This is a genomic window from Pseudomonas sp. NS1(2017) (assembly GCF_002269425.1).
GTDB lineage: Bacteria > Pseudomonadota > Gammaproteobacteria > Pseudomonadales > Pseudomonadaceae > Aquipseudomonas > Aquipseudomonas reactans.
Map to the genome: position 1 here is coordinate 469,973 of NZ_CP022960.1, position 21,864 is coordinate 491,836.

The 21,864-nt window shown below is 61.9% G+C and carries 20 protein-coding genes; 7 read left to right on the top strand and 13 right to left on the bottom strand.

From position 1 onward, the window contains the following. Window positions 1–3: 3 nt before the first annotated feature. The 7 genes from CI807_RS02205 to CI807_RS02235 form a co-directional block, all read right to left on the bottom strand. Window positions 4–1,320, bottom strand: a complete 1,317-nt coding sequence (locus CI807_RS02205) for a TolC family outer membrane protein (RefSeq protein WP_095013610.1) — start codon at window positions 1,318–1,320, stop codon at window positions 4–6. After that, entirely contained in the window at window positions 1,317–2,642 is a 1,326-nt protein-coding gene (locus CI807_RS02210) for an HlyD family type I secretion periplasmic adaptor subunit (RefSeq protein WP_095013611.1), read from the bottom strand. The genes CI807_RS02205 and CI807_RS02210 overlap by 4 nt, the downstream gene beginning before the upstream one ends. Continuing rightward, window positions 2,639–4,375 (bottom strand): type I secretion system permease/ATPase, encoded by a 1,737-nt coding sequence (locus CI807_RS02215; protein ID WP_095013612.1) that lies wholly within the window; start codon window positions 4,373–4,375, stop codon window positions 2,639–2,641. The genes CI807_RS02210 and CI807_RS02215 overlap by 4 nt, the downstream gene beginning before the upstream one ends. A 161-nt stretch (window positions 4,376–4,536) precedes the next feature. Beyond that, complete coding sequence (locus CI807_RS02220) at window positions 4,537–5,157, bottom strand: heme acquisition protein HasA (protein WP_095013613.1); 621 nt, start codon at window positions 5,155–5,157, stop codon at window positions 4,537–4,539. 81 nt (window positions 5,158–5,238) lie between these two features. Next, window positions 5,239–7,896 (bottom strand): TonB-dependent receptor, encoded by a 2,658-nt coding sequence (locus CI807_RS02225; protein ID WP_095013614.1) that lies wholly within the window; start codon window positions 7,894–7,896, stop codon window positions 5,239–5,241. Between the two features lie 148 nt (window positions 7,897–8,044). Then, on the bottom strand, window positions 8,045–9,043 hold the full coding sequence (locus CI807_RS02230; RefSeq protein WP_095013615.1) for a FecR family protein: 999 nt from the start codon (window positions 9,041–9,043) through the stop codon (window positions 8,045–8,047). A gap of 63 nt (window positions 9,044–9,106) precedes the next feature. After that, on the bottom strand, window positions 9,107–9,628 hold the full coding sequence (locus tag CI807_RS02235) for an RNA polymerase sigma factor (RefSeq protein ID WP_028618031.1): 522 nt from the start codon (window positions 9,626–9,628) through the stop codon (window positions 9,107–9,109). A 207-nt stretch (window positions 9,629–9,835) separates the two neighbouring features. Here CI807_RS02235 and aroQ point away from each other — a divergent pair, with 207 nt between their 5' ends. Together aroQ and CI807_RS02245 are read left to right on the top strand one after the other, a co-directional pair. After that, window positions 9,836–10,285, top strand: a complete 450-nt coding sequence (gene aroQ / locus CI807_RS02240; protein WP_095013616.1) for a type II 3-dehydroquinate dehydratase — start codon at window positions 9,836–9,838, stop codon at window positions 10,283–10,285. Then, the gene (locus CI807_RS02245; protein ID WP_095013617.1) at window positions 10,282–11,130 is read left to right on the top strand and encodes a shikimate dehydrogenase; all 849 of its coding nucleotides are present in this window, start codon (window positions 10,282–10,284) and stop codon (window positions 11,128–11,130) included. Before aroQ ends, CI807_RS02245 begins: the two co-directional genes overlap by 4 nt. Window positions 11,131–11,169: 39 nt before the next feature. Here CI807_RS02245 and CI807_RS02250 read toward each other — a convergent pair whose 3' ends face one another. After that, complete coding sequence (locus CI807_RS02250) at window positions 11,170–11,811, bottom strand: TetR/AcrR family transcriptional regulator (RefSeq protein WP_028618034.1); 642 nt, start codon at window positions 11,809–11,811, stop codon at window positions 11,170–11,172. A gap of 78 nt (window positions 11,812–11,889) precedes the next feature. Further along, window positions 11,890–13,791, bottom strand: a complete 1,902-nt coding sequence (gene quiC / locus CI807_RS02255) for a 3-dehydroshikimate dehydratase QuiC (RefSeq protein WP_095013618.1) — start codon at window positions 13,789–13,791, stop codon at window positions 11,890–11,892. A 210-nt stretch (window positions 13,792–14,001) separates the two neighbouring features. Here quiC and CI807_RS02260 point away from each other — a divergent pair, with 210 nt between their 5' ends. Further along, the gene (locus tag CI807_RS02260; protein WP_016976741.1) at window positions 14,002–15,336 is read left to right on the top strand and encodes an MFS transporter; all 1,335 of its coding nucleotides are present in this window, start codon (window positions 14,002–14,004) and stop codon (window positions 15,334–15,336) included. 2 nt (window positions 15,337–15,338) lie between these two features. Here the strand turns inward: CI807_RS02260 and CI807_RS02265 are convergent, their stop codons facing one another. Continuing rightward, window positions 15,339–16,217: a DMT family transporter gene (locus CI807_RS02265; RefSeq protein WP_095013619.1), complete on the bottom strand. Its 879-nt coding sequence runs from the start codon at window positions 16,215–16,217 to the stop codon at window positions 15,339–15,341. Between the two features lie 178 nt (window positions 16,218–16,395). On the opposite strand from CI807_RS02265, the gene CI807_RS02270 reads away from it, so the two are divergent. From CI807_RS02270 to CI807_RS02280, 3 genes are read left to right on the top strand one after another with little or no spacing between them, the layout of a single operon-like run. Next, window positions 16,396–16,812 carry a lipoprotein gene (locus CI807_RS02270; RefSeq protein WP_095013620.1) on the top strand — a complete coding sequence of 139 codons (417 nt, stop codon included), beginning with the start codon at window positions 16,396–16,398 and terminating at the stop codon, window positions 16,810–16,812. A gap of 53 nt (window positions 16,813–16,865) precedes the next feature. Then, window positions 16,866–17,753 (top strand): neutral zinc metallopeptidase, encoded by an 888-nt coding sequence (locus CI807_RS02275; RefSeq protein ID WP_068931993.1) that lies wholly within the window; start codon window positions 16,866–16,868, stop codon window positions 17,751–17,753. Beyond that, window positions 17,754–18,728 carry an alpha/beta hydrolase gene (locus CI807_RS02280; protein WP_095013621.1) on the top strand — a complete coding sequence of 325 codons (975 nt, stop codon included), beginning with the start codon at window positions 17,754–17,756 and terminating at the stop codon, window positions 18,726–18,728. Window positions 18,729–18,772: 44 nt separating this feature from the next. Here the strand turns inward: CI807_RS02280 and CI807_RS02285 are convergent, their stop codons facing one another. Genes CI807_RS02285 through CI807_RS02295 form a run of 3 tightly spaced genes read right to left on the bottom strand, consistent with a single transcriptional unit; the run spans window position 18,773 to window position 20,840 of the window. Beyond that, window positions 18,773–19,366 carry an HAD family hydrolase gene (locus CI807_RS02285; protein WP_095013622.1) on the bottom strand — a complete coding sequence of 198 codons (594 nt, stop codon included), beginning with the start codon at window positions 19,364–19,366 and terminating at the stop codon, window positions 18,773–18,775. After that, window positions 19,363–20,232, bottom strand: coding sequence for an acyl-CoA thioesterase II (gene tesB / locus CI807_RS02290; RefSeq protein WP_016976734.1), 870 nt, complete (start codon window positions 20,230–20,232; stop codon window positions 19,363–19,365). The genes CI807_RS02285 and tesB overlap by 4 nt, the downstream gene beginning before the upstream one ends. Window positions 20,233–20,270: 38 nt before the next feature. After that, complete coding sequence (locus tag CI807_RS02295) at window positions 20,271–20,840, bottom strand: GNAT family N-acetyltransferase (RefSeq protein WP_095013623.1); 570 nt, start codon at window positions 20,838–20,840, stop codon at window positions 20,271–20,273. Window positions 20,841–20,915: 75 nt separating this feature from the next. Between CI807_RS02295 and CI807_RS02300 the strand changes: the two genes are divergently transcribed. After that, window positions 20,916–21,836, top strand: coding sequence for a histone deacetylase (locus tag CI807_RS02300; protein ID WP_016976732.1), 921 nt, complete (start codon window positions 20,916–20,918; stop codon window positions 21,834–21,836). The last annotated feature ends 28 nt before the right edge of the window (window positions 21,837–21,864 follow it).

Genomic DNA, 21,864 nt, shown 5'->3' on the forward strand with positions numbered 1-21,864 from the left:
CACTCATGCCGAGGGCTGGAAATACCCCGCCAAGGCCCGCAAATCCTGCTCACTCAGCAACCCCGCGTAATACTTCAGCTGAATCCTCGCCAGCAGATACGCATGCCGCGCATTCGCCAAATCACGGCGGGCGGTGAAGAGTTGCTGCTCGGCGTCGAGCACGTCGAGGTTGACCCGCTCACCACCGGCCACACTCTTTTTCGTCGCGGCAACCAAGGCCGTGGCGGAGCTGACGGCCATCTCATAGGCGCGCACTTTGGCCGCACCGCTGGTGTTGAGGTTGAACTGCTTGCGCAACTCCACCAGGGTGGCCGAGGTTTGCGCGTCCAGCTCGTATTGGGCCTGGGACAGCTGGTTCGCCGCCTGGCGGGTGGACGCGGATACACCACCACCGGCAAACAGCGGCAAGCTGACCTGGATGCCGACGGTGTTGGTGTCGTACTTCTGGTTGTAGCTGCTTTCCGAGTCGGAGTTGGTCTGACGGCTGGTGGCGTACAGGCTGACCTTCGGCAAGTGTCCCGCGCGTTTGCGCTCCACTTCATAGGAGGCCACGTCCAGGGCATGGTGCTGGGATTTGAGCTCCGGGTTGTTGGCCATGGCCATCTCGCGCCAGGTTTCGAAACGATTGGGCTCCAGAGGCGGAATCTCGAACTGACGCGTCAGCGGCGCCAGTTCTTCGATCTGCAACGGTTGGCCGACGATCGCTTCCAGCTCGCGCAAGGCACTGTCCTGGACGTCTTGGGATTCGATCTCTTCAGCCTGGGCCAGGCTCAAACGCGCCTGGGTTTCCAGTACATCGGTGCGTGTACCTTCACCGCCTTTCAAAAGGCGATCATTGAGTTGCAGGCGTTCGGCATACGCGCGTTTCTGTGCACGGCTCAGCTCGATACGCTCCTGGGCCAGCAACGCCTGGCTGTAAGCATTGAGCACCCGCACCGCCAGTTCCTGGCTCTTGCCGCGAAAGCGTTCGTCGGCCATCAACGCCTGCGCGGTGCCCTGGCGAAAACGCGCATAGGCTTCGTAATCCAGCAGCGGTTGCTGCAAGGTCAGGGTCGACGCATAACTGCGGTAATCACGGTCGCTTTTGACATCTCCCGCCGTCACTTCGGACTCGTTGCGCGAGTTGGTATAGCTCCACGACAAGTTCGGCAACAAAGCGGCCCGACCGATCGCACGGTTTTCTTCACCGCCTTCACGCTCCTGGATCGCGGCCTGAAACGTCGGATCATTGCGTAGGGCCAAGTCGTAGGCATCCAGCAAACCCAGGGCGTGCGCCGCCGAGGAACAACCGAAACACAAGGTCAACAACAGCGCCTTCATTCTTCCACCAGGGCCATATGAGTGCGATCCATCAGGGGTTTGAACAGGTAGTTGAGCATCGAGCGTTCCCCGGTCTTGACGAAGGTTTCCACCGGCATGCCCGGGCGGATCTTCACGCCGTCCATTTGCTGCATGCCGGCCGCGCTGACTTGGGCGCGCAGCGTGTAATAGGGCTCGTCGGTGCGCTCATCGACCTGGCGGTCCGCCGAGACCAATGTCACCTCGCCGGCCACCCGGGGTGTAGTGGACTGGTTGAAGGCCGAGAACATCAGTTCCACCGGCAGGCCGGGGTGCACCTTGTCGACCATCTGCACCGGCACCCGTGCCTCCACCAGCAAGGGCTCGCCCTGGGGCACGATATCCATCAGCGCCTGGCCGGGCTTGATCACGCCGCCTTCGGTGTACACGTCCAACCCCACCACCACGCCGCTTGCGGGCGCACGCACCAGGCTGTTGGCCAATTCGAACTCGGCCGAAGCCAGGCGATTGCGCAGGTCATCGCTGCGGGTACGGGTCTCGGCCAACTGGCCGCGCAGGTCTTTCTGGAAGTCTTCGCCGAGCTGGCGGATGCGCAGGCGCAGTTCCATCACCTGGCGTTGCAGTTGGCCGATGCGGCCGTAGTCCTCGGCGATGGCGCCGTCGATCTGTGAGTACAGTCGCTCACTGTCGAGCAGGCGATTACGTGGAATGTAACCGTCGCGCGCCAACTCACGCAGGCCCTGCAGTTGCTCATTCAACGCCGCGCGCTGCTGGACTTTGCTCGCTTGCGAATCCCGCGTACCGCGCAGTTGCGACTCGGCCCCGGCGATGGTTTCACGCAGGCCTTGTTGCTCGGTGGCCAAGGCCTGGGCGCGGCTATTGAACAACTGCCGTTGCAGGCTCAAGGTGCCCACCGCCTCCGGATCGTTGAGCAATTCGGGGCCGAAGGTAATCGCCGACAACCCTTCACTTTCGGCACTCAAGCGCGCCTCGCTGGCCAGGGACGCCAGGTACTGGCTGCGCAGGGACTGCATCTGCCCGCGCAACGGGGTTTCCTTCAGGCGCAACAACACCTGGCCCGCGCTAACCACGTCACCGTCGCGCACGTCGATACGCTCGACGATGCCCCCGGCCGGGTGCTGCACGGTCTTGCGATGGCCCGACACCATGACCTTGCCCGGCACTGCCACGCCCTTGTCCAACGGCGCCAACGCGGCCCAGCCGAGGAAGCCGGCAAAACCGCCAAGTACCAACAGCCAACCCAGGCGCGAGTACTTTTTGTCATCCAGTGCCAGCACGTTGCTTGGTGCGTCGCTGACCAACACAGGTTTGCTCTGGTTCATGCCTGTTTTCCTTCACCGAGGCGGTAGCTCATGCTCATGGTCGATACCGGTTTGGGCGTTGCCGGTTTCTGCCGTGCCTCCAGCACACGCGCCGTCGGCCCAAAGGCCTGCAGCTGACCGTCCTTGAGGATCAGCAACTGGTCGGTCAGTGTCAGTACGTTGGGTTTGTGGGTGATCAGGATCACTGTTCGGCGCTGCTGCTTGAGCTGGGTGATCGCTTGGAGCAGCGCTTGCTCACCGACTTCATCAAGGTTGGCGTTGGGCTCATCCAGCACGATCAGTGCGGGCAAACCGTACAGCGCGCGGGCCAGCGCAACGCGTTGCTTCTGGCCGCCGGAAAGCCCGGCGCCGCCCTCCCCCAATTGCGTGTCGTAGCCCTGGGGCAGTTGCAGGATCAGCTCATGCACGCCGGCCATTTGTGCAGCCGCGAGGACTCTATCCGCATCGACCTCAGCAAACCGCGCGATGTTTTCCGCGATGCTGCCGGCGAATAGCTGGATGTCTTGAGGCAGATAGCCGATGTGCGGGCCCAATTGCTGCTTGTCCCACAAGGCCAGATCGGCACCGTCCAGCCGCACCTTGCCGGCCAGCGGCGCCCAGGCACCCACCAGTATCCGCGCCAGGGTGGATTTGCCGCAGCCCGACGGCCCGATCACGCCCAGGACTTCGCCTGCGGCCAGATTAAAGCCCAGATTGGCCAACGCGGGCCGACGGCTGCCGGGGGCGCAGGCGCTGATTTGTTCGACGCTCAGTTGGCCTTTGGGCACCGGCAGCGCCATGCGCTGCGGGCGCGCGGGATTCGCCGCCAGCATCTGCGACAACCGATCGAAGGCCAGGCGCGCCGAGCCCCACTGCTTCCACACGCCAATCAACTGGTCGATAGGGCTCAGCACACGGCCCATCAGGATCGAGCCGGCAATCATCATCCCCGGCGTGATTTCGCCCTGCACTGCCAGCAACGCGCCCAGGCCCAGCACCAGGGATTGCAACGCCAGGCGCACGCCCTTGGACCAGGCAGTGACGGTCGCGGTCTTTTCACTGGCCAGGTTCTGCTGCGCCAAAAACGCCTGATGCTGGCCGAACCAACGCGCACGCAAGGTGGCGAGCATGCCCATGGCTTCGATGGTGTCGGCATTGCGCAGGTTGGCCGTGGCCTGCTGGCTGGCGCTGATGGACAGTTGGCTGGCCAGGGCCATCGGCGCCTGGCTGACGTGATGGTTGACCCACGCCAGCACAATCAACAACAGCGCGCCGACCAACGCCAACACACCGAGCCAGGGGTGGAACAAAAAGATCACCAGCAGGTACACCGGAAACCAAGGCGCATCAAAGAACGCGAACAACGCCTGGCCGGTGGCGAACTGGCGCAGCGTGGTCAGGTCATGCAGCGCCTGGCCCGCCGCCTGGGTGCCGCCCTTGAGTTGCGCTTCGAACGCGGCGTCGTACACCCGCTGGATCAAGCGCATGTCCATCTGCGTACCGAGGCGGATCACCACCTGGCTGCGCACCCATTCCAACGCGCCCATCAGGCCGAACAGGCCGAGGATCATCAGCGTCAGCATCAACAGGGTCATCTCATTGCCCGAGGCCAGCACCCGGTCGTACACCTGCAACATGTACAGCGCCGGGGCGAGCATCAGCAGGTTGATCACCGCCGAGAACAGGCCGATGTTGAAGAAGCCACTTTTATAGGCCGTGAGGGCGGCCAGGGTTTCGTTGCCGGCGTGGCGCATCTGGGGATTCTCATGGGGTTGAGCGGGCAGCGCCGCCGCGTTGACAGGCAAAGCGACGCTGCGCAGAATTCGGCACCGCCGTCGCTGAAGAGTTAGAAGGCTTGGCGACAGCGGTGTGTAAAACGGCGAATGGGAGAGCGATCTGCCATTCGCTTTTTGGCTTAAGCGGCCAGGGCGAAGTCCTGAGGCACATCTTGCACGCCCACCAGCGCCACATCGGACGCTGCGACCGCAGCCGAGTCCACGTGGGCCACACCGGCAGCCGCCAACTGATCGAACGTCGAGTTGATCGACAGGCTTGGGTCGATGTCCTTGAGCAGGGAGTCGATCGCCGAAGCCAGTGCCGAGCTGTCGCCGCTCATCAGGCCGTACACGATTTTGTGCACCTGACCGTCACGGCCTTCGGATTGCAGGCTCGACAGGCCCAGGTTGGCGAAGCTGACTTCCTGCTCGGCGAGGCTGTAGGTACCGCCGGCCGCACCGCCCGTCAGGATGGTGCCCAGGTCCAGGGAGTCGATCGAACCCCACAAGGTGTGCGACGGCGGATTGAACAAGGTGTAATGCAGGTCACCGTTAGCAACCACAGCCGCGTTGCTGACGGTGCTCGACACACCGTATTGGGTGCCGTCGAACGGGCCAGGATTGAAACCACCAGTGTTCGAACCTTCTTTGACCGAACCCTCACGGTGGTTCAGGTCACCAAAGTAAGCCGACCAGTCGCTCAGGTACTGGGCAACGGTGTTAGTGGCGTAGGCCGTGCTGTATGAAATAGAAATGCTCATGCAAAACTCCAAGTCATGGGGTGGTATCTCCGCAGCAAGCCACTGCCTGCTGTGGTTTTGCCCGTCACTGGGCAAAATCGGTCAGAACTGATATTCAACGGTGCCCTGCAACGTGCGCCCACGCCCCAGGGTGAAGGCCAACACGTCGCCCAACGGCACCAGGTAGGCGCGGTCGGTGACGTTTTCCATGGCCAGGCGTAAGGTCAACTGGTCGGTGGCGCGGTAGCTGCTGTAGAGGTCATAGACGGTGTAGGGCTTCCAGTCAGCCGGGTACACGCCAGTTTGCGAAGTGGTCACGCCGACGCCGCCTTTGACGTAGTAACCGCCGCTGTAACGGGCGCGGACGCCCACATCCAACTTGCGCTCAAGGAATCGCGCGCCCAGCGTCACAGTGCCGCGGTCCATCGGCATGTGCTCGGAGGAGCCCAGGATCGCGCTGCAGCTCTGCCCCGCATTGGCCGCATCGTCGGGCACCATCGCAGTCACTGGCGCCCGGCTGCCGGGCCCTTTCTGGATCTTGGTCACGCCGCCCAGCCATGCCGTCTTGCTGCAGAACTTATTGCTGCCGAGCATGCGTGTGTAGTTGAACTGGCCGTAGGCGAACCCGGCGTCGTAATCCAACTGGTATTCCAGGCCGCGAAAACGCGTGGTTTCCAGGTTGTTCACATACGCCGCATTGCCGATATTGGCGATGCCATAACCCGGCGGCTGTACCCCCAGGGCCATGTAGGAGAAGTCATCCACGCGGGTGTTGAAGTAGGACACTTTCATGCCCACGCGGTCTTCGGAGAACAGCAGGTCTTCCTTCAACACATTGAAGCCAACCTCCCAGGACGTGGACGTCTCAGGCTTCAAGTAGGGGTTGGGGAAAATCGACTCCGAGCCCCCGCCATGGGGCCGGCCACTCACCAACGTTTCGGTGACTGCCGGCGGGCGCCAGCCCTTGCCGTAGGTGGCGAAGAGTTGCAGCCAATCCACGCCGGGCTTGATCGACAGGCCGAAGGTCGGCGAGAAATGTCCCTCTTCCCGATCCACGTCATAGGTCATGGGCAAGCCAACTTGCCGCGTGGTGCCGATGATGAACGTACGCGTGTTCAAACCGGTTTCGCCGCGCAGCCGATAGCGGTCGTAGCGCAACCCGGCGTTGAGGTTCAGCCAGTTGTCGTAGTCGTAGTCCAGGCGAGTGAACAGGCTGCCCATCGCCCGGTCGCCCCTGGGCGTGATGCTTTCCGCCGCCGAGGCCGTCACGGCCGAGTCGGCGGCCACCATTTGGTTGGAGTCCGGGCGGACCTTGTCGTAGAAAAACTCCAGGCCATAGTTGGCCTTGATCACGGACAGTTCGCTCAAGGCAAAGGTCGAGATGTTCTGTGCCTGGAAACCATAGGTGTTGGTCTGGTAGGTGACGTCGTAACCCTTGCTGCTGCCACGGGTCAGCGTGGACTGATCGTTGCGGGTATCGACGTAATAAAGCTTGGCCTTAAAATCAATCAGTGGATTGTCCGGCGTGTAGCTGTAGTCCAGCGCGAAGTTCTGCGCCGTGACGTCACTGCTGCCGAGCTTCTCCCAGAGCTGGGCTTTTTCGGCGGTCATCATGTTGACGTCGTCGTAGCCGACTTCGGTGGTCAGGTAGCTCAGCTGAAGGCGCTGATCCACCGGCAGGTTGAGGCCTAGCTTGAGCAGTCGCGAGCGCATCACCGAACCGGTGTATTCCACAGTGGAATGCTTGATCCGGTCTTCACTGGCCGGCAGGAAGGAACTGCCGGTACGCAGCTCGCCAATGCTGCCCTTGGTGCCGGGTTTGTAGTCACCGAGGTGGCGCTCACTGGCCGCCACCAGCATGTCCCACACATCGGTGCCCACGGCAAACGCCGAGCTGCCAATAAAGTGCGTGCCGTTGCTGCGCCCGCCCAGCCCCGTGGTCAAGCGGATACGCCCGCCGATTTCCTTGCCGCCTTTGAGCAGGTCCGCCGCTTCCACGGTGCGAAAGTTGGCGACCCCGCCGATCACGCCCGCCCCACCCATCGTTGAAGTGGCGCCCTTCTCGATCACCACTTCAGACAGCAACTCCGGGTCGACATACAGCGTGCCATTGCGTTGCTGGTGGCCGCTTTGTTGATAGTTCTGACGCATGCCGTCCACCGACATGTTGACCCGGCCGTAGTCCTGGATGCCGCGAATATTCACCGACAAGCCAGGGTCTTGCTGGCTGACCGCCGAGTAGACGCCCGGTGCCTCCTCCAGCATTTCAGCGGCGTGCCGAGGCGGGTTGCGGTCCAGTTGCTCGCGCCCGACCACACTCACCGAGCGAGGCGATGAATACACCCAGTCGTTGGGGTGCAGACCGGTGATTGTCGTGGTCGCCAGCGCCAAGGCGGCGCCGCTCTGCTCAACACGGGTCAAGGTGACTTGGCGCTCGCCGTTGAAGCGGTACTCCACCGGTGCATTGCCCAACAGACGCGCCAAGCCTTCCTGCACGCTGTACTGCCCCTTCACCGCCGTACTCTGCAAACCTTCCAGGCGCTGACTGTCGAACAGCACTTGCAGGCCGGCCTGGTCGGCGAACGCCAGCACGGCGCTGCCCAGGGACTGCGCAGGAATATCAATCGTCAGCACGGCGGGCTGTGCAGCCTTAACCTGAGGTTGCGCGGCGTACACCGGAGCCGCGATGGCGAACAGGCCCAAGTGGATGGCCAGGGCCAACCGGCTAACGGTGATACGCCCCTTGTTGAGTGCTGACATTTCTGTTGTTCCCTGCGCTAAGCGTTTTTGTTTATGCGAATGCTTCTCAACTAGCAAGACGTGCGACGCGCAGGAAGTCAGTAAGATTTTTTGAAAGTTTTTCAGGCAGGGGGATTTCAAGCGGTGGGAGCAAGCCCCCACCGGGTCATCAATAGATCAGGCTGAGGCCAGCCAGGTCCAGGCGTTGCACCTGGAGTTCCTGGGTAAGTGTGGCAAGGGCGGTGTCGAGCATGTCGAGGCGGAACACGCCGCTGATCTCACGCTCACCGAGGGCCGAGTCAGTCAACACCACGCGCCCGGGACGGTAGCGGTTGAGTTGTTCGATGACATTGGCCAACGGCTGACGATCAAAGATCAACACACCGCGCCGCCAACTGGTGGCGCGCGCAACATCGAGTTGGTCCAAGGGCACGATGCCTTGCTGAGGGCTGTAGCGTACGGCCAGGCCTTCCTGGACCACCCTGTCGGACGGCCCCTTTTTCGGTGTTGCGCTCAGGGACACCTCAACACTGTGTTCCAGCACGCCGACCCACGCTTGGCTGTCGTCTTCACGCTCCACCACAAACCGCGTGCCCAGCGCGCGGGTTTGCCCGCCGGCGCTTTGCACCACGAACGGCCGGGTTTCCTCGCCGACCATGGGCGCCACGTCAAAGATTGCCGAACCCTGGAGCAAGCTGATGCGACGTTGCACGCCGTCGTAGTCCAGGCGGATAGCGCTGGCGGAATCCAGCTCGACCTTGCTGCCGTCGGCCAGGTGCACGGTGCGCACCTCGCCTTTCGCAGTCACGTAGTCGGCTTGCATGCGCAACAACACGTCCGGCCCGCGCACCCAGCCAACACCGGCCACTATCACGACCAATGCGACGGCGGCCGCGCGTTGCCATGGGCTTCGCCGCCTGGAGCGGCGCACGGGCATCGTTGCCGCTGACGGACGCTGGCGGTGAACGGGATCTTCCCTGTACACATCGCCCAATGCCGCCCATGTCTGTTCGGCAAAACGCAACGCCGCTTCGTGGCGGCTGTCGCAGGCGATCCAATGCTGCAGCTCGGCCTGCTCCTGTTCGGTCAGGGCACCGGCGTGCAAGCGCACCGCCCACTCGGCGGCCGCCTCGGTAATGCTGTGCTGTTGCGGACCCTGGCTATTCACGTGTGAATCTCGAATTTTTCGTTATGTAACGCTGTGACGTCTGAGGTGGCGCATTTCGGTAACTCATTCGTCGGATGGCGCCACTTCGCCGTCCTGCAGGCGCTGCATCACGTAGGCCAACGCCTTGGCCAGGTGCTTTTGTACGGAGCTGTCAGAGATGTCCAGGTGCCGGGCGACCTGGGCGTGGGTCATGCCTTCGATGCGGTTGAGACGGAAAATCTGCTGGGTGCGTTCCGGCAATTCCGCCAGTGCCTGCTTCAATGCCTGTCGCTGTTGCTGCGCCATTGCCTGAGCCTCCAACCCGGCCACTTCATCTTCAATCTCGGCCAGCGCCTCATGGGGCACGGAGTCTGTCTTGCGCCGCGCTTCCTGGCGAATATGGTCGATCAGCAGATTGCTCGCCGTTCGATAGAGATAGCCCTGGGAGTTGTCGATGCGCTCGCCGGCCGGCTTTTCCGCCAGGCGCAGGAAACTCTCCTGCACCAGGTCTGCGGCCAACTGCGGGTCCCGTACCTTGCGCGCCAGATACCCGCGCAGGGTATCGGCATGCTTGAGAAACAGGCCCTTGAGATCCACGTCCGACAAACCGACTCCCTGGAATGTAAAGGAAACAGGCGGGCATATTAAGCGTTGTCGAGAATGATTTTCAATTGATATCTAATCTGATCCGCTTGTGCGAAAGGTCGGATTAACAGTTCGGTAATCGAACACATCCGCCTCCATCAATTGACCAAATTAACTAACCAGTACATTTTATCTGCACAACTAACAAGAACTGTGGAGATACATCCCATGTCGCCTATCGTGCTGGTGCTCAACGGCCCCAACCTCAACCTGCTCGGCACCCGCGAGCCCGCCACCTACGGCCATGAAACCCTGGCCGATGTCGCCGCCCTGTGTGGTCGCAGCGCCGAACAGCTCGGGCTGAGAATCGAATTCCGCCAGACCAACCACGAAGGCGAACTGCTCGACTGGATCCACGGCGCCCGCGCGCGTTGCGCCGGTATCGTGATCAACCCGGCGGCCTGGACCCACACCTCGGTGGCGATTCGTGACGCGCTGGTGGCCAGTGAAGTGCCGGTGATCGAAGTGCACCTCTCCAACGTGCATGCCCGTGAAGCGTTCCGGCATCATTCGTTTGTGTCACCGATTGCCAAGGCCGTCCTCGCAGGTTTCGGCAGCCACGGTTACCACCTGGCCCTGGAACACTTCAGCCAGTTGCTTAAAGGGTCGGCCCGATGAAACCGCGCATCCTCGCCGGCCTGATTGGCGCCGGCATCCAGGCCTCGCGCACGCCCGCCCTGCATGAGCAAGAAGGCGACGCCCAAGGCCTGCGCTACCTGTATCGCCTGATCGACCTTGAGCCACTGCACCTGGACACCAACGCCCTGCCCGACTTGCTGGACGCCGCCGAGTTGATGCACTTCACCGGGCTGAACATCACCTACCCGTGCAAGCAGGCGATCCTACCGCTGCTTGATGAACTGTCCGACGAGGCCCGCGGCATTGGTGCGGTCAACACCGTGGTGTTCAAGGACGGCAAGCGCATCGGCCACAACACCGATTGCCTGGGGTTCGCCGAAGGCTTTCGGCGCAACCTGAAGGATGTGGCACGCCAACGCGTGGTGCAGATGGGTGCCGGCGGCGCGGGCGCGGCGGTGGCGCATGCGCTGCTGGCCGAAGGTGTGGAGCACTTGAGTATTTTTGACGTGGACATCAGCCGCGCCCGCGACCTTGTGGATAACCTTGCGCAGCGTTTCGGCACCGGTCGGGCTCAAGTTGGCAGCCACTTGGAAAATGCCATGGCCGAGGCCGATGGATTGGTCAACACCACGCCGATGGGCATGGCCAAGCTGCCGGGCACACCGGTTCCGGCCACCTGGCTACGCGCTGAATTGTGGGTGGCGGAGATCGTGTATTTCCCGCTGGAAACCGAACTGCTGCGCGACGCCCGCGCCTTGGGTTGCCGCACCTTGGATGGCGGCAACATGGCGGTGTTTCAGGCGGTGAAGGCGTTTGAGCTGTTCAGTGGGGAAGTGCCGGATGCCGATAGGATGCTGGCGCATTTCCAGGCCATGAATACCTGACTGCCGAAACCGGATCAAAAAATGTGGGAGCGGGCTTGCTCAAGCCTGCAGGTAACGCATCACCGACTCACAAATCATGTCCCGGTGCCGCTGTTTAACCGCCTCATCCGACAGGTCGATCTGAAAAATCTCACTGAAGGTATGGCGGTTGGACACCCGGTAAAAGCTGAACGAGTTGATCAGCAGGTGCACGTCCAACGGCTCCAGCCCTTCCCGGAACAAGCCCAGCTCGGCCCCCCGGCGCAAGGTTTCGCCCAGCCCTTCAAGGATCTTGCTGTTCATCGCCTTGATGGTGTCGGTGCGCTTCACGTACTCGGCATTGTGGATATTTTCGATGCTGACAATACGCACGAAATCCACGTTCTGGTCATGGTGATCAAAGGTGAACTCCACCAGCCGCCGGATCGCCTCGCGCGGCTCCAGCGCCGTGAGGTTCATGCGGGTTTCGGTGTTGCGGATGTCGCCGTAGAGCTTCTCCAGCACCTCGACGTACAACTGCTCCTTGCTGCCGAAGTAGTAATAGATCATGCGCTTGGACGTGTGGATACGCTCGGCGATCGCGTCCACGCGAGCGCCGGAAAGGCCCTGCTGGACAAACTCGACGATGGCTTCCTGGAGTATGTTTTCGCGGGTCTTTTCCGGATTGTTCTTACGACTCTTGCGAGGTGCCTCGGTGGTCATGGTGCGCTCACGGCCAGTGTTATGCAGGCCGTGATTATGGGCCGCGATGCGGCCTGAAAGAAAGCACCTGACCCACCGTTATAAACGCGCCTGACGCACCGCACCGCTGCGCGATTTGGCCATCGCCGCCAGGCGTACCGCCACATTGGCCGCGCCGTAGCCGGCATAACCGTTCTTGCGCTGGATGATCTCGAAGAAAAACCGCCCTTCGAACGGCTCGGTGTACACGTGAAACAACTCACCGCCCTGGGCGTCGCGGTCGTACAGCACGTTGTAGTACGCCAACTCGCTGAGGAACTCATCATCGAAATCGAAACGCGCCGCCAGGTCGTCGTAGTAGTTAAGCGGGATATCCAGCAGCGGCACACCCGCCTCTTTGGCACGGCGCACCTCGGCGAAAATATCCGCGCAGTCGAAGGCAATGTGATGCACGCCCGAGCCGCGATAGCTCGACAGTGCGTGGGAAATCGCCGTGTTGCGATTCTCGGAGATGTTCAGCGGCAGGCGGATCGAACTGCAACGGCTGCGCAGGGCACGGCTTTTTACCAGACCGTAAGGGTCCGGCAGCACCACTTCGTCGTCGGCTTCGAAATCCAGCAGGCTCTTGTAGAACAGCACCCAACTGTCGAGGCTGTCGGCCGGCAAGGCCATGGCCATGTGGTCGATGCGCAGCAAGCCACCGCTGGATGACGCCGCAGGTTGCAGGTTGAAGTCGGTGTCGTAGAGGCCGCCTTCACTCTGGTCCACCAGGTAAATCAGGCTGCCATCCGGCGCACGCACCGCCGCCAGTTCAAGCTCGTTGGGCCCGACCAGGCCGCGATAGGGCTGGCCTTTGTACGCCACCGCCCGCTGCAGAGCCTTGGCGCTGTCCTTGACCCGAATCGCCGTGGCGCACAACGACGGTCCATGAGCCTCGAAGAAGTTGTGGGCGAAGGAATAGGGTTCACAGTTGAGGATCAGGTTGATATCACCTTGGCGCAGCAAGCTCACGCTCTTGGAGCGATGCTGCCCGGCCTTGACGAACCCCAGGCGCTCCAGCCAGACGGTCAGCTTGGCGCCGAGGCTTTCATCCACGGCAAATTCAAGGAACTCGATGCCGTCGTACTCGCTGGCGGCCGGGGTATCGAACAGAATCTCGACAGGCTGTGCAGGGGCTTCCTGCTTCAGGCGCTCGCGGGTTTTCTCTTCCAGGTACAGCAAGGAGCGCAGGCCATCCGCCGCATTCGCGCGGGTCGGCGCGGCGCGGAAGCCGTCGTTGAAAATCTCCAGGGACAGCGGCCCGGTGTAGCCACTCTTGATGATCGGCGCGAGGAACCCCGCCAGGTCGAATTCGCCCTGGCCGGGGAAGCAGCGGAAATGCCGGCTCCACTCCAGCACGTCCATGGCCAGGATCGGCGCGTCGGCCATTTGCACGAAGAAGATTTTGTCGCCGGGGATCTCGGCAATCCCGTTCGGGTCGCCTTTGAGGGACAGGGTGTGAAAGCTGTCGAGCAATACGCCGAGGCTGGGGTGATCGACCTGACGCACCAGGTTCCAGACCTGCTGCCAGGTGTTCACGTGCTTGCCCCAGGCCAACGCTTCGTAGCCAATACGCAGGCCACGGCGGCCGGCGTGTTCGGCGAGCAGGCTCAGGTCATCCAGCAAAATACGCTCGTCACCCACACTGTCGGCCGAGGCATTGCTGCACACCAGCACCAGGTCGGTGCCCAGTTCCTGCATCAAATCGAATTTGCGCTCGGCACGTTCCAGGTTGCGCGCCAGGCGGTCGCGGCGGCAGCCTTCAAAGTCGCGAAACGGTTGGAACAAGGTGATGGCAATGCCGAGGTCGGCGCACATCTGCCTAACTTCGCGGGGGCTGCCGTCGTAATACAACAAGTCGTTCTCAAAGATCTCGACGCCATCGAACCCGGCGGCGGCAATGGCTTCGAGCTTTTCCGGCAGGGTTCCGCTCAAGGAAACAGTGGCGATGGAACGTTGCATGGGCGACTCCCGGCAATTGTTGTTTATGGCAAATTATTCGCCCCTAGCCTAACCGCAGCAATTAAAATGTACGAACCAGTTAGTTTTTGGTGCGATTATCGAACACTATGCCCCTTTGGCGAATTGACGATTTTTTAGCCACTGCGCACCATCGATGACGTAACAGACCCAGAACACACCATAAAAATTTCAAAAAACGGGTACGACCTCATGCCTCTGCAAAACTCCGCCCTGGCCGCGCGTCACGGCACCCCGCACGCCGGCATCGGCGACAAGATCCGCGGCGCCCTCGCCGTGGGCAAAACGCGCTGGGGCATGTTGGCCCTGGTGTTTTTCGCCACCACCCTCAATTACATCGACCGCGCCGCGCTGGGCGTCATGCAGCCGATCCTCGCCAAAGAGATGAGCTGGACGGCGATGGACTACGCCAACATCAACTTCTGGTTCCAGGTCGGCTACGCCATCGGTTTTGTGCTGCAAGGTCGCTTGATCGACCGGGTCGGCGTGAAACGCGTGTTCTTCTGCGCCGTGCTGTTGTGGAGCCTGGCCACCGGCGCCCACGGCCTGGCGACCTCGGCAGTCGGCTTTATGGTGTGTCGCTTTATCCTCGGGTTGACCGAAGCCGCCAACTATCCGGCGTGCGTCAAGACCACGCGCTTGTGGTTCCCGGCGGGTGAACGTGCGGTGGCCACCGGTATCTTCAACGCCGGCACCAACGTTGGCGCGATGATGACGCCGATGCTGCTGCCATTGATCCTGCACGTGTGGGGCTGGCAGGCGGCGTTCCTGTGCATGGCATCGCTTGGCGCGATCTGGCTGGTGTTCTGGGGTTTGAAGTACTACAACCCGGAAGATCATCCGACGGTTAAGCAATCCGAATTGGACTACGTGCAACAGCAAGTCGAACCGGAACAACCGGGGGTACCGTTCAGCCGCATCTTGCGCATGCGCGGCACCTGGGCCTTCGCCATCGCCTATGCGCTCACCGCGCCGGTGTTCTGGTTCTACCTGTACTGGCTGCCGCCGTTCCTGAACCAGCAATACAACTTGGGCATCAACGTGACCCAAATGGGTATTCCGCTGATCATCATCTACCTGACGGCGGATTTTGGCAGCGTCGGTGGGGGGATTCTGTCGTCATTCCTGATCGGTCGCGGCATGAACTCGATCAAGGCGCGCTTGCTGTCGATGCTGCTGTTTGCCTGCTGCATTGTCGGCGTGATCATGGCGGCCGGCTCCAGCCAGCTGTGGGTCGCGGTGTTTGCCATCTCCCTGGCGATCGGTGCGCACCAGGCTTGGACCGCGAACATCTGGAGCCTGGTGATGGACTACACGCCCAAGCACATGATGAGCACGGTGTTCGGGTTCGGCGGCATGTGCGCGGCCATCGGCGGCATGTTCATGACCCAGATCGTCGGCCACATCCTGACCGTGACCAACAACAATTACACCGTGTTGTTCACCCTGATCCCGGCGATGTACTTCATTGCGCTGACCTGGATGTACTTCATGGCGCCACGCAAGATTCCTACCGTAGACGTCTAACTCTACCTACGCCGCTGCTGCCAGGCAGCGGCCAACCCGCTCATGCAGATCACCCCGATGCCGACCACCGTGGTCACATCGGGGGTATGGCTGAACACCAGCCAACCCAACAACCCCGCGAACACGATCTGGCAATAGCCGAACGGCGCCAGCAAGGCCGGCGCCGCGAAGCGGAACGCCTGGGTCAGCATCAAGTGCGCCGTCATTCCGCAAGTGCCCAGGGCCAGCATCAATGCGCCGTGCCACAGGGTCGGGATCTGCCAGAAGAACGGCACCATCGCACTCATCACCAAGGTATTGCACAGTCCCGCAAAGAAGTTGCTGGTGGTGGGCGTGTCGTATTGGCTGAGAATGCGCGTGAGCAGTTGGTAGAAGCAGAAGAACAGCGCCGAACACAGCGGCAGCAGTACTGCCGGGGTGAACAATTCGCCACCGGGGTGGATGATGATCAGCACGCCGACAAACCCGCAAATCACCGCCAGCCATTGGCCACGGGTCACGTGTTCACCGAGCAGCGGCACCGAGAGCGCCGTCACCAGGATCGGCGCCAGGAAGTTCACCGCCGTGGCTTCCGCCAGCGGGATGTAATGCAGCGCCGCGGTAAAAAACAGACTGGTGCCCAACAGGCACAACGCCCGCACCACCTGCATCCCGGGTCGCTTGCTGCGCAGCACGCGCAAGCCCGACTGCGGCAGGAAAATCCCGGCCATCAACAAGGTGTGCACCAGGTAACGCGCCCACACCACCATCACGATCGGGTAGAACCCCGCCAGGTATTTGGACAAGGCGTCGTGACTGGAAAACAGAAACGTCGCCAAAACAATCAGCAAAATGCCCTTGAAGGGATGGTTGACGCCGGATAAAGGGGTACTGACGGTCATCGGATTCTCGTGTGTGGCGCGCGGTCGAGCTCAACCCGGTAATCTAGCAGTCGGGTCGGAGCCTGCTCCAAGAGCATAACCAAACACCGTGCGAACAGCGCACTAAATCACCGGTTTCGAGTCCAACGCTGCACGTTGACCGTCCAGTTGTACACTTTTCAACCAAGGCCTTGCTGCTATGAAAAAAATCCTCTTTGCTCTTTCTGCCCTTGCCCTGCTCACCGCCTGCAATCAGGAAACCAAGGAAGCGCCCAAACCCGCGCCGGCTTCCGTACAAGCCACCCTGGTGCCGCAAACCCCGCCCACCGACAAATGGGTCGGCAAATGGATCGGCGTCGAAGGCCTCTACCTGACCATCGCCAAGGACGACAGCATCGGCCGAGGTCACTACCTGCTGACCATGAAATACGGCCTTGATGACGACGACGCCGGCACCTTCAAGGGTGAGGCCAACGAAGACGGCGTCGCCTTTACCCGCCCGGACGGCCCCCAGCAACTGAGCGCCGGCAACGGTGAAGCCACCGGAATGAAATGGTTGGCGGATAAAAAGGATTGCCTGATTGTCGATACCGGCGAAGGTTATTGCCGCGATTAACGGCCATACTCTTTCCCAATCAATGCAGGACCGTTCACCGAGAGGATTGCCCCATGCTATGGAAAAAAGGCCGACGCAGCGACAACGTGGTGGATGCCCGCGATGACAGTGGCGGCGGCGGTGGTGGCATGCGCTTTGGTGGCGGCAAGGGCCTGAGCCTGACGGCCATTGTGCTGATCGTCGGCATCGGCTGGCTGACCGGCCAGGACCCGTTGCAGATCCTCGGCCAGTTGACCGGCCAGATGGAACAGGCGCCGTCGGTGAGCACGCAATCGCGGCAGGCGCCGCCGGCCAACGATGAGCAAGCGGATTTTGTCCGCGCGGTGCTGGGCGATACCGAAGACACCTGGGGTCAGGTGTTCCAGGAAAACGGGTTGGCCTACAAGAACCCGAAACTGATTCTGTTCCGTGGCCGGGTGAATTCCGCCTGCGGGGGGGCTACCTCGGCCAGCGGCCCGTTTTATTGCCCGGCTGACCAGCAGGTGTACCTGGACCTGGATTTCTTCCGGGAAATGTCGCAACGCTTCCAGGCCGCCGGTGACTTTGCCCAGGCTTACGTAATCGCCCACGAAGTCGGGCACCACGTGCAGACGCTGCTGGGTATCTCTTCGAAGATCCAGGCGGCGCGCCAGCAAGGTCGGCAGATGCAAGGCGACGGCGGCCTGCTGGTCCGCCAGGAACTGCAAGCTGACTGCTTCGCGGGAGTATGGGCCAACCGTGCGCAAAAGCGCCTGAACTGGCTGGAGCCCGGCGATATTGAAGAAGCACTGAACGCGGCCAACGCCATCGGCGATGACCGCTTGCAGCAACAGGGTCAAGGGCGCGTCGTGCCGGACTCGTTTACCCACGGCACCTCGGCACAGCGGGTTCGCTGGTTCAAGACCGGCTTCGCCCAGGGCCAGATCACTCAATGCGACACTTTTACCGCCAAGAGTCTTTAAATGAATAAACGATTGGGATTGCTGCTGGGTTTGTTGGTCACCTGTTCCGCCTTCGCCGCCGAGCATGGCGTAAAAGAAGTCAGTCCCGATCGTTTCCACCTGGAGGCCGGCGACCTCAGTCTGGGTTTAAGCCAGGACTGGACTAAACCGCTGCCCCAGGTCACCCGCGCCTTGATCATCGTGCATGGTCGCCTGCGCAATGCGCAAACTTACCTGCAAAGCGGTGAAGACGCCGCCGAGCATGCGGGCCAGGCCGCTAAAACACTGGTGATTGCGCCGCAGTTCCTCAATGAATCCGACGTGAAGCGTAACCACCTGGACAACCAGGTGCTGCGTTGGAATGGCAACGACTGGATGGCCGGCGAGCCTTCCACTGGCCCAGGGCAAATCAGCTCCTACGGCGCCCTCGACCAGATCATCAAGCACCTGGGCAACCGCAAGCTGTTCCCGGCCCTCAAGGAAATCGTGGTGGCCGGCCACTCCGGCGGCGGCCAGGTGGTGCAGCGCTTTGCCCTCACCGGCCACGACCATCCGATGCTGCAAACCAACGGTATCCGCCTGCGGTACGTGGTGGCTAACCCGTCGTCCTACGCCTACTTCACCCCTCAGCGCCCAGTGAAGTTCGACACAGCCAGTTGCCCAGGCTTCAACGACTGGAAATATGGCCTGCAAAACCTGCCGGCCTACGCCAAGGGCCAGAGCGCCGAACAGCTGGAACAGGCGTATGTGTCACGCAACATCACCTACCTGCTGGGCCAGCAGGACACCGACCCGAACCACCCGGCGCTGGATAAAAGCTGCGCCGCCGAAACCCAAGGCGCGTATCGCCTGATTCGTGGGCACAACTATTTTGACTACCTCAAGCAGCGGCATCCGCAGTTGAGCCATCAACTGGTGGAAGTGCCGGGGGTGGGGCATAACGGGGATGGGATGTTTACGTCGCCGGAAGGCCAGACGGTGCTGTTCACGCAATAACATGTGGGAGGGGGCTTGCCCCCTCCCACAGTTGATCCCTATTGTCAGGGCTGGAGCATTTGGCGCAGCGCGGCGCAATCCTCGGCATGCCAATCGGCCAACTCCGGCCAAGGATTCTCCGGCAAATTCACCAACACCGTCCGCGTCCCCGCAGCACGGCCGCAATCCAGGTCAAAACGATAATCCCCCACCATCACCATCTCGTTCGGCGCCACGTCCCAAGCGGCCGCCAGTTTCAGCAAGCCATCCGGGTCAGGCTTGGGTTGCGCATCATCACGCCCCAGCACGTCCTCGATGGCAAAGCAGTCCGCCAGGCCGATCGCTTCCAGGGTGACGTGCGCCAACTCGCGCGCATTGCGGGTCAGGATGCCCAGGCGGTAACCACGCCCGGCCAACTCGCGCACCAGCTCAACTGCGCCTTCTGCTGCAACTGAACCCAGCGCCAACTCACGCTCATGCTCCAGCAACCAGGCATGCTTGGCCGCCGCGACATCGGCAGGCAACGCCGCCAGGTGCGTGAGGATGTCGTCCTCGGGCGGAATCTCCAGGGCCACGCGAATGGCCGCGAAGTCATGCACGGCGACCGTGAGGGTGCCGTCCATGTCGAACACCCAGTGTTTTACCTCCGACAGGCTCATGCCCAGTCCTTGCGATGGCGAATCAGGCCTTCCTGGGTCACCGACGCCACCAGTTGCCCGGCACGGTTGTACACGCTGCCACGGGAGAACCCACGGGAATTGCCGGCCCATGGGCTGTCCATGGCGTAAAGCAACCAGTCGTCGGCACGCAGGTCGGCGTGAAACCACAGCGCGTGGTCAAGGCTGGCGACTTGCATGTCTTTCTGCCACACGGTCTTGCCATGGGGCAGCAAGGAGGTGGTGAGCAGGCCGAAGTCCGAGGCATAGGCCAGCAGGTATTTGTGCAGCGCCGGCGAGTCCGCCAGGGCGCCATCGGCGCGAAACCACACGTATTTGACCGGGTCGGACGGCTGCGGGTTGAACGGGTCTTTTTCGGTGACCGGGCGCACTTCGATCGGCTTGGGGCACAGCAGCTTGTCGCGCATGTGCTCGGGGATCAGGTGCGCGCGTTGCTGGGTCAGCTCCAGCTCCGACGGCAGGTTTTCCGGGCCCACGACCACGGGCATGGTGGTCTGGTGGTCGAAGCCTTGTTCGTCGTACTGGAACGAGGTGGTGCAGGTGAAGATCGGGTGGCCCTTCTGGATCGCGGTCACGCGGCGCGTGCTGAAACTGCCGCCATCGCGCACACGGTCCACCGAATACACCACCGGCAACTTAGCGTCACCAGGGCGCAGGAAGTAACCGTGCAGGGAATGCACATGCCGCGCTTCTTCTACGGTCTGGCTCGCAGCCGACAACGACTGGCCGAGCACCTGGCCGCCGAACAGTTGGCGAAAACCCAGGTCCTGGCTGCGGCCGCGAAAGAGGTTTTCCTCGATCGGCTCCAGGGTCAGCAAGTCCACCAGATCTTCCAATACTTGGCTCATAGAGCAACTCCTAAAATCTACGGGGCATTCCGGGCTGCCTATCCGTGCAGCGTGTCCAACCATTGGGCGCGGGTGATGCGGTACAAAACATGATGGCGCAGCGGATCATCGGCTGCGACCTTGGGGTGTTCAAAATCTGCCTGGGGATCGTAATGCATACCGATGGCCTGCATGACTTTTTGTGATGGCAGATTGGCTTCCGTGGTGAAGGCGACGATTTCGTCCAGGTTCAAACGATCAAACCCACAGCGCAATGCGGTCCACGCGGCCTCGCTGGCATAGCCCAGGCCCCAGTGTTCGCGGGCCAGGCGCCAGCCGATTTCCACCGCCGGGGTAAAGTCGGCCTCGAAGCTGACATTCAGCAACCCGGTGAGGCCGATGAATTCCCCGGTGTCCTTGCGCTGCAACGCCCACAGGCCAAAGCCATACTCGGCGAAGTGCCCACGAATGCGGCCGATCAACGCGGCGCTTTCCAGGTGGCTCAGCTTGGCCGGGAAATAGCGCATCACCTGTGGGTCGGCGCACATACGCGCAAACTCCGTCAGGTCGCTGTCGCGCCATTGGCGCAGCACCAGGCGTGCGCTTTCCAATTCCAGTATCGGCTCCATGGGTCCCCTCCCTTGCCATGTGCGTGAGTGTACAACGCGGGTAAGATGCGTCGCAGGTTCCCGTCAGAAAATCCCATGCCTTTGCCATTGATCTACCACGATGACTACAGCCCCGAGTTCCCGGCGGACCACCGGTTCCCCATGGACAAATTCCGCCTGTTGCGCGACCACCTGGTGGACAGCGGCCTGACCGAGGACAGCCAACTGCTGCGCCCACAACTGTGCCCACCGGAGATTCTGGCCCTGGCCCATGACGCTGGGTATATCGAGCGCTACATGGGCGGCGAATTGTCCCGCGAAGACCAGCGTCGCCTCGGCCTGCCCTGGAACGAAGCCCTGGCCCGACGTACCGTTCGGGCGGTGGGCGGCTCGATTCTCGCGGCGGAACAAGCCCTGGAGCACGGCCTGGCCTGCCACCTGGCGGGCGGCACCCACCACGCTCACTACGATTACCCGGCGGGTTTCTGCATCTTCAATGACCTGGCGGTGATCAGCCATTACCTGCTGGCCAGTGGCCGGGTCAATCGCGTGCTGATCTTCGATTGCGACGTACATCAGGGCGATGGCACCGCGCGTATCCTCCACGACACGCCGGACGCCATCACCGTGTCGCTGCACTGCGAAAAGAACTTCCCCGCGCGCAAAGCCCAGAGCGACTGGGACATCCCGTTGCCCATGGGCATGGGCGATGCCGACTACCTCAAGGTGGTGGACGATGCGCTCAACTACCTGTTGCCGCTCTACCAACCCGACCTGGTGCTGTACGACGCCGGCGTGGATGTGCACAAGGACGACGCCCTCGGCTACCTCAAGCTGACAGACCAAGGCGTCGCCGCCCGTGATGAGAGCGTGATGCGCCACTGCCTGGGCCGCGACATCCCGGTGATGGGCGTGATCGGCGGCGGCTACAGCAAGGACCGCCCCGCCCTCGCCCGCCGCCACGGCATCCTGCACCACAGTGCACAACGGGTGTGGACGTCATCAGGTTGTCATTGAACTGTGGGCGTTACCCACAATCCCTGTG

Coding starts and splice junctions, on each gene's coding strand:
- CI807_RS02205 (WP_095013610.1), bottom strand. CDS start 1,320: ATGAAGGCGCTGTTGTTGACCTTGTGTTTCGGTTGTTCCTCGGCGGCG.
- CI807_RS02210 (WP_095013611.1), bottom strand. CDS start 2,642: ATGAACCAGAGCAAACCTGTGTTGGTCAGCGACGCACCAAGCAACGTG.
- CI807_RS02215 (WP_095013612.1), bottom strand. CDS start 4,375: ATGCGCCACGCCGGCAACGAAACCCTGGCCGCCCTCACGGCCTATAAA.
- CI807_RS02220 (WP_095013613.1), bottom strand. CDS start 5,157: ATGAGCATTTCTATTTCATACAGCACGGCCTACGCCACTAACACCGTT.
- CI807_RS02225 (WP_095013614.1), bottom strand. CDS start 7,896: ATGTCAGCACTCAACAAGGGGCGTATCACCGTTAGCCGGTTGGCCCTG.
- aroQ (WP_095013616.1), top strand. CDS start 9,836: ATGTCGCCTATCGTGCTGGTGCTCAACGGCCCCAACCTCAACCTGCTC.
- CI807_RS02245 (WP_095013617.1), top strand. CDS start 10,282: ATGAAACCGCGCATCCTCGCCGGCCTGATTGGCGCCGGCATCCAGGCC.
- CI807_RS02250 (WP_028618034.1), bottom strand. CDS start 11,811: ATGACCACCGAGGCACCTCGCAAGAGTCGTAAGAACAATCCGGAAAAG.
- quiC (WP_095013618.1), bottom strand. CDS start 13,791: ATGCAACGTTCCATCGCCACTGTTTCCTTGAGCGGAACCCTGCCGGAA.
- CI807_RS02260 (WP_016976741.1), top strand. CDS start 14,002: ATGCCTCTGCAAAACTCCGCCCTGGCCGCGCGTCACGGCACCCCGCAC.
- CI807_RS02265 (WP_095013619.1), bottom strand. CDS start 16,217: ATGACCGTCAGTACCCCTTTATCCGGCGTCAACCATCCCTTCAAGGGC.
- CI807_RS02270 (WP_095013620.1), top strand. CDS start 16,396: ATGAAAAAAATCCTCTTTGCTCTTTCTGCCCTTGCCCTGCTCACCGCC.
- CI807_RS02275 (WP_068931993.1), top strand. CDS start 16,866: ATGCTATGGAAAAAAGGCCGACGCAGCGACAACGTGGTGGATGCCCGC.
- CI807_RS02280 (WP_095013621.1), top strand. CDS start 17,754: ATGAATAAACGATTGGGATTGCTGCTGGGTTTGTTGGTCACCTGTTCC.
- CI807_RS02285 (WP_095013622.1), bottom strand. CDS start 19,366: ATGAGCCTGTCGGAGGTAAAACACTGGGTGTTCGACATGGACGGCACC.
- tesB (WP_016976734.1), bottom strand. CDS start 20,232: ATGAGCCAAGTATTGGAAGATCTGGTGGACTTGCTGACCCTGGAGCCG.
- CI807_RS02295 (WP_095013623.1), bottom strand. CDS start 20,840: ATGGAGCCGATACTGGAATTGGAAAGCGCACGCCTGGTGCTGCGCCAA.
- CI807_RS02300 (WP_016976732.1), top strand. CDS start 20,916: ATGCCTTTGCCATTGATCTACCACGATGACTACAGCCCCGAGTTCCCG.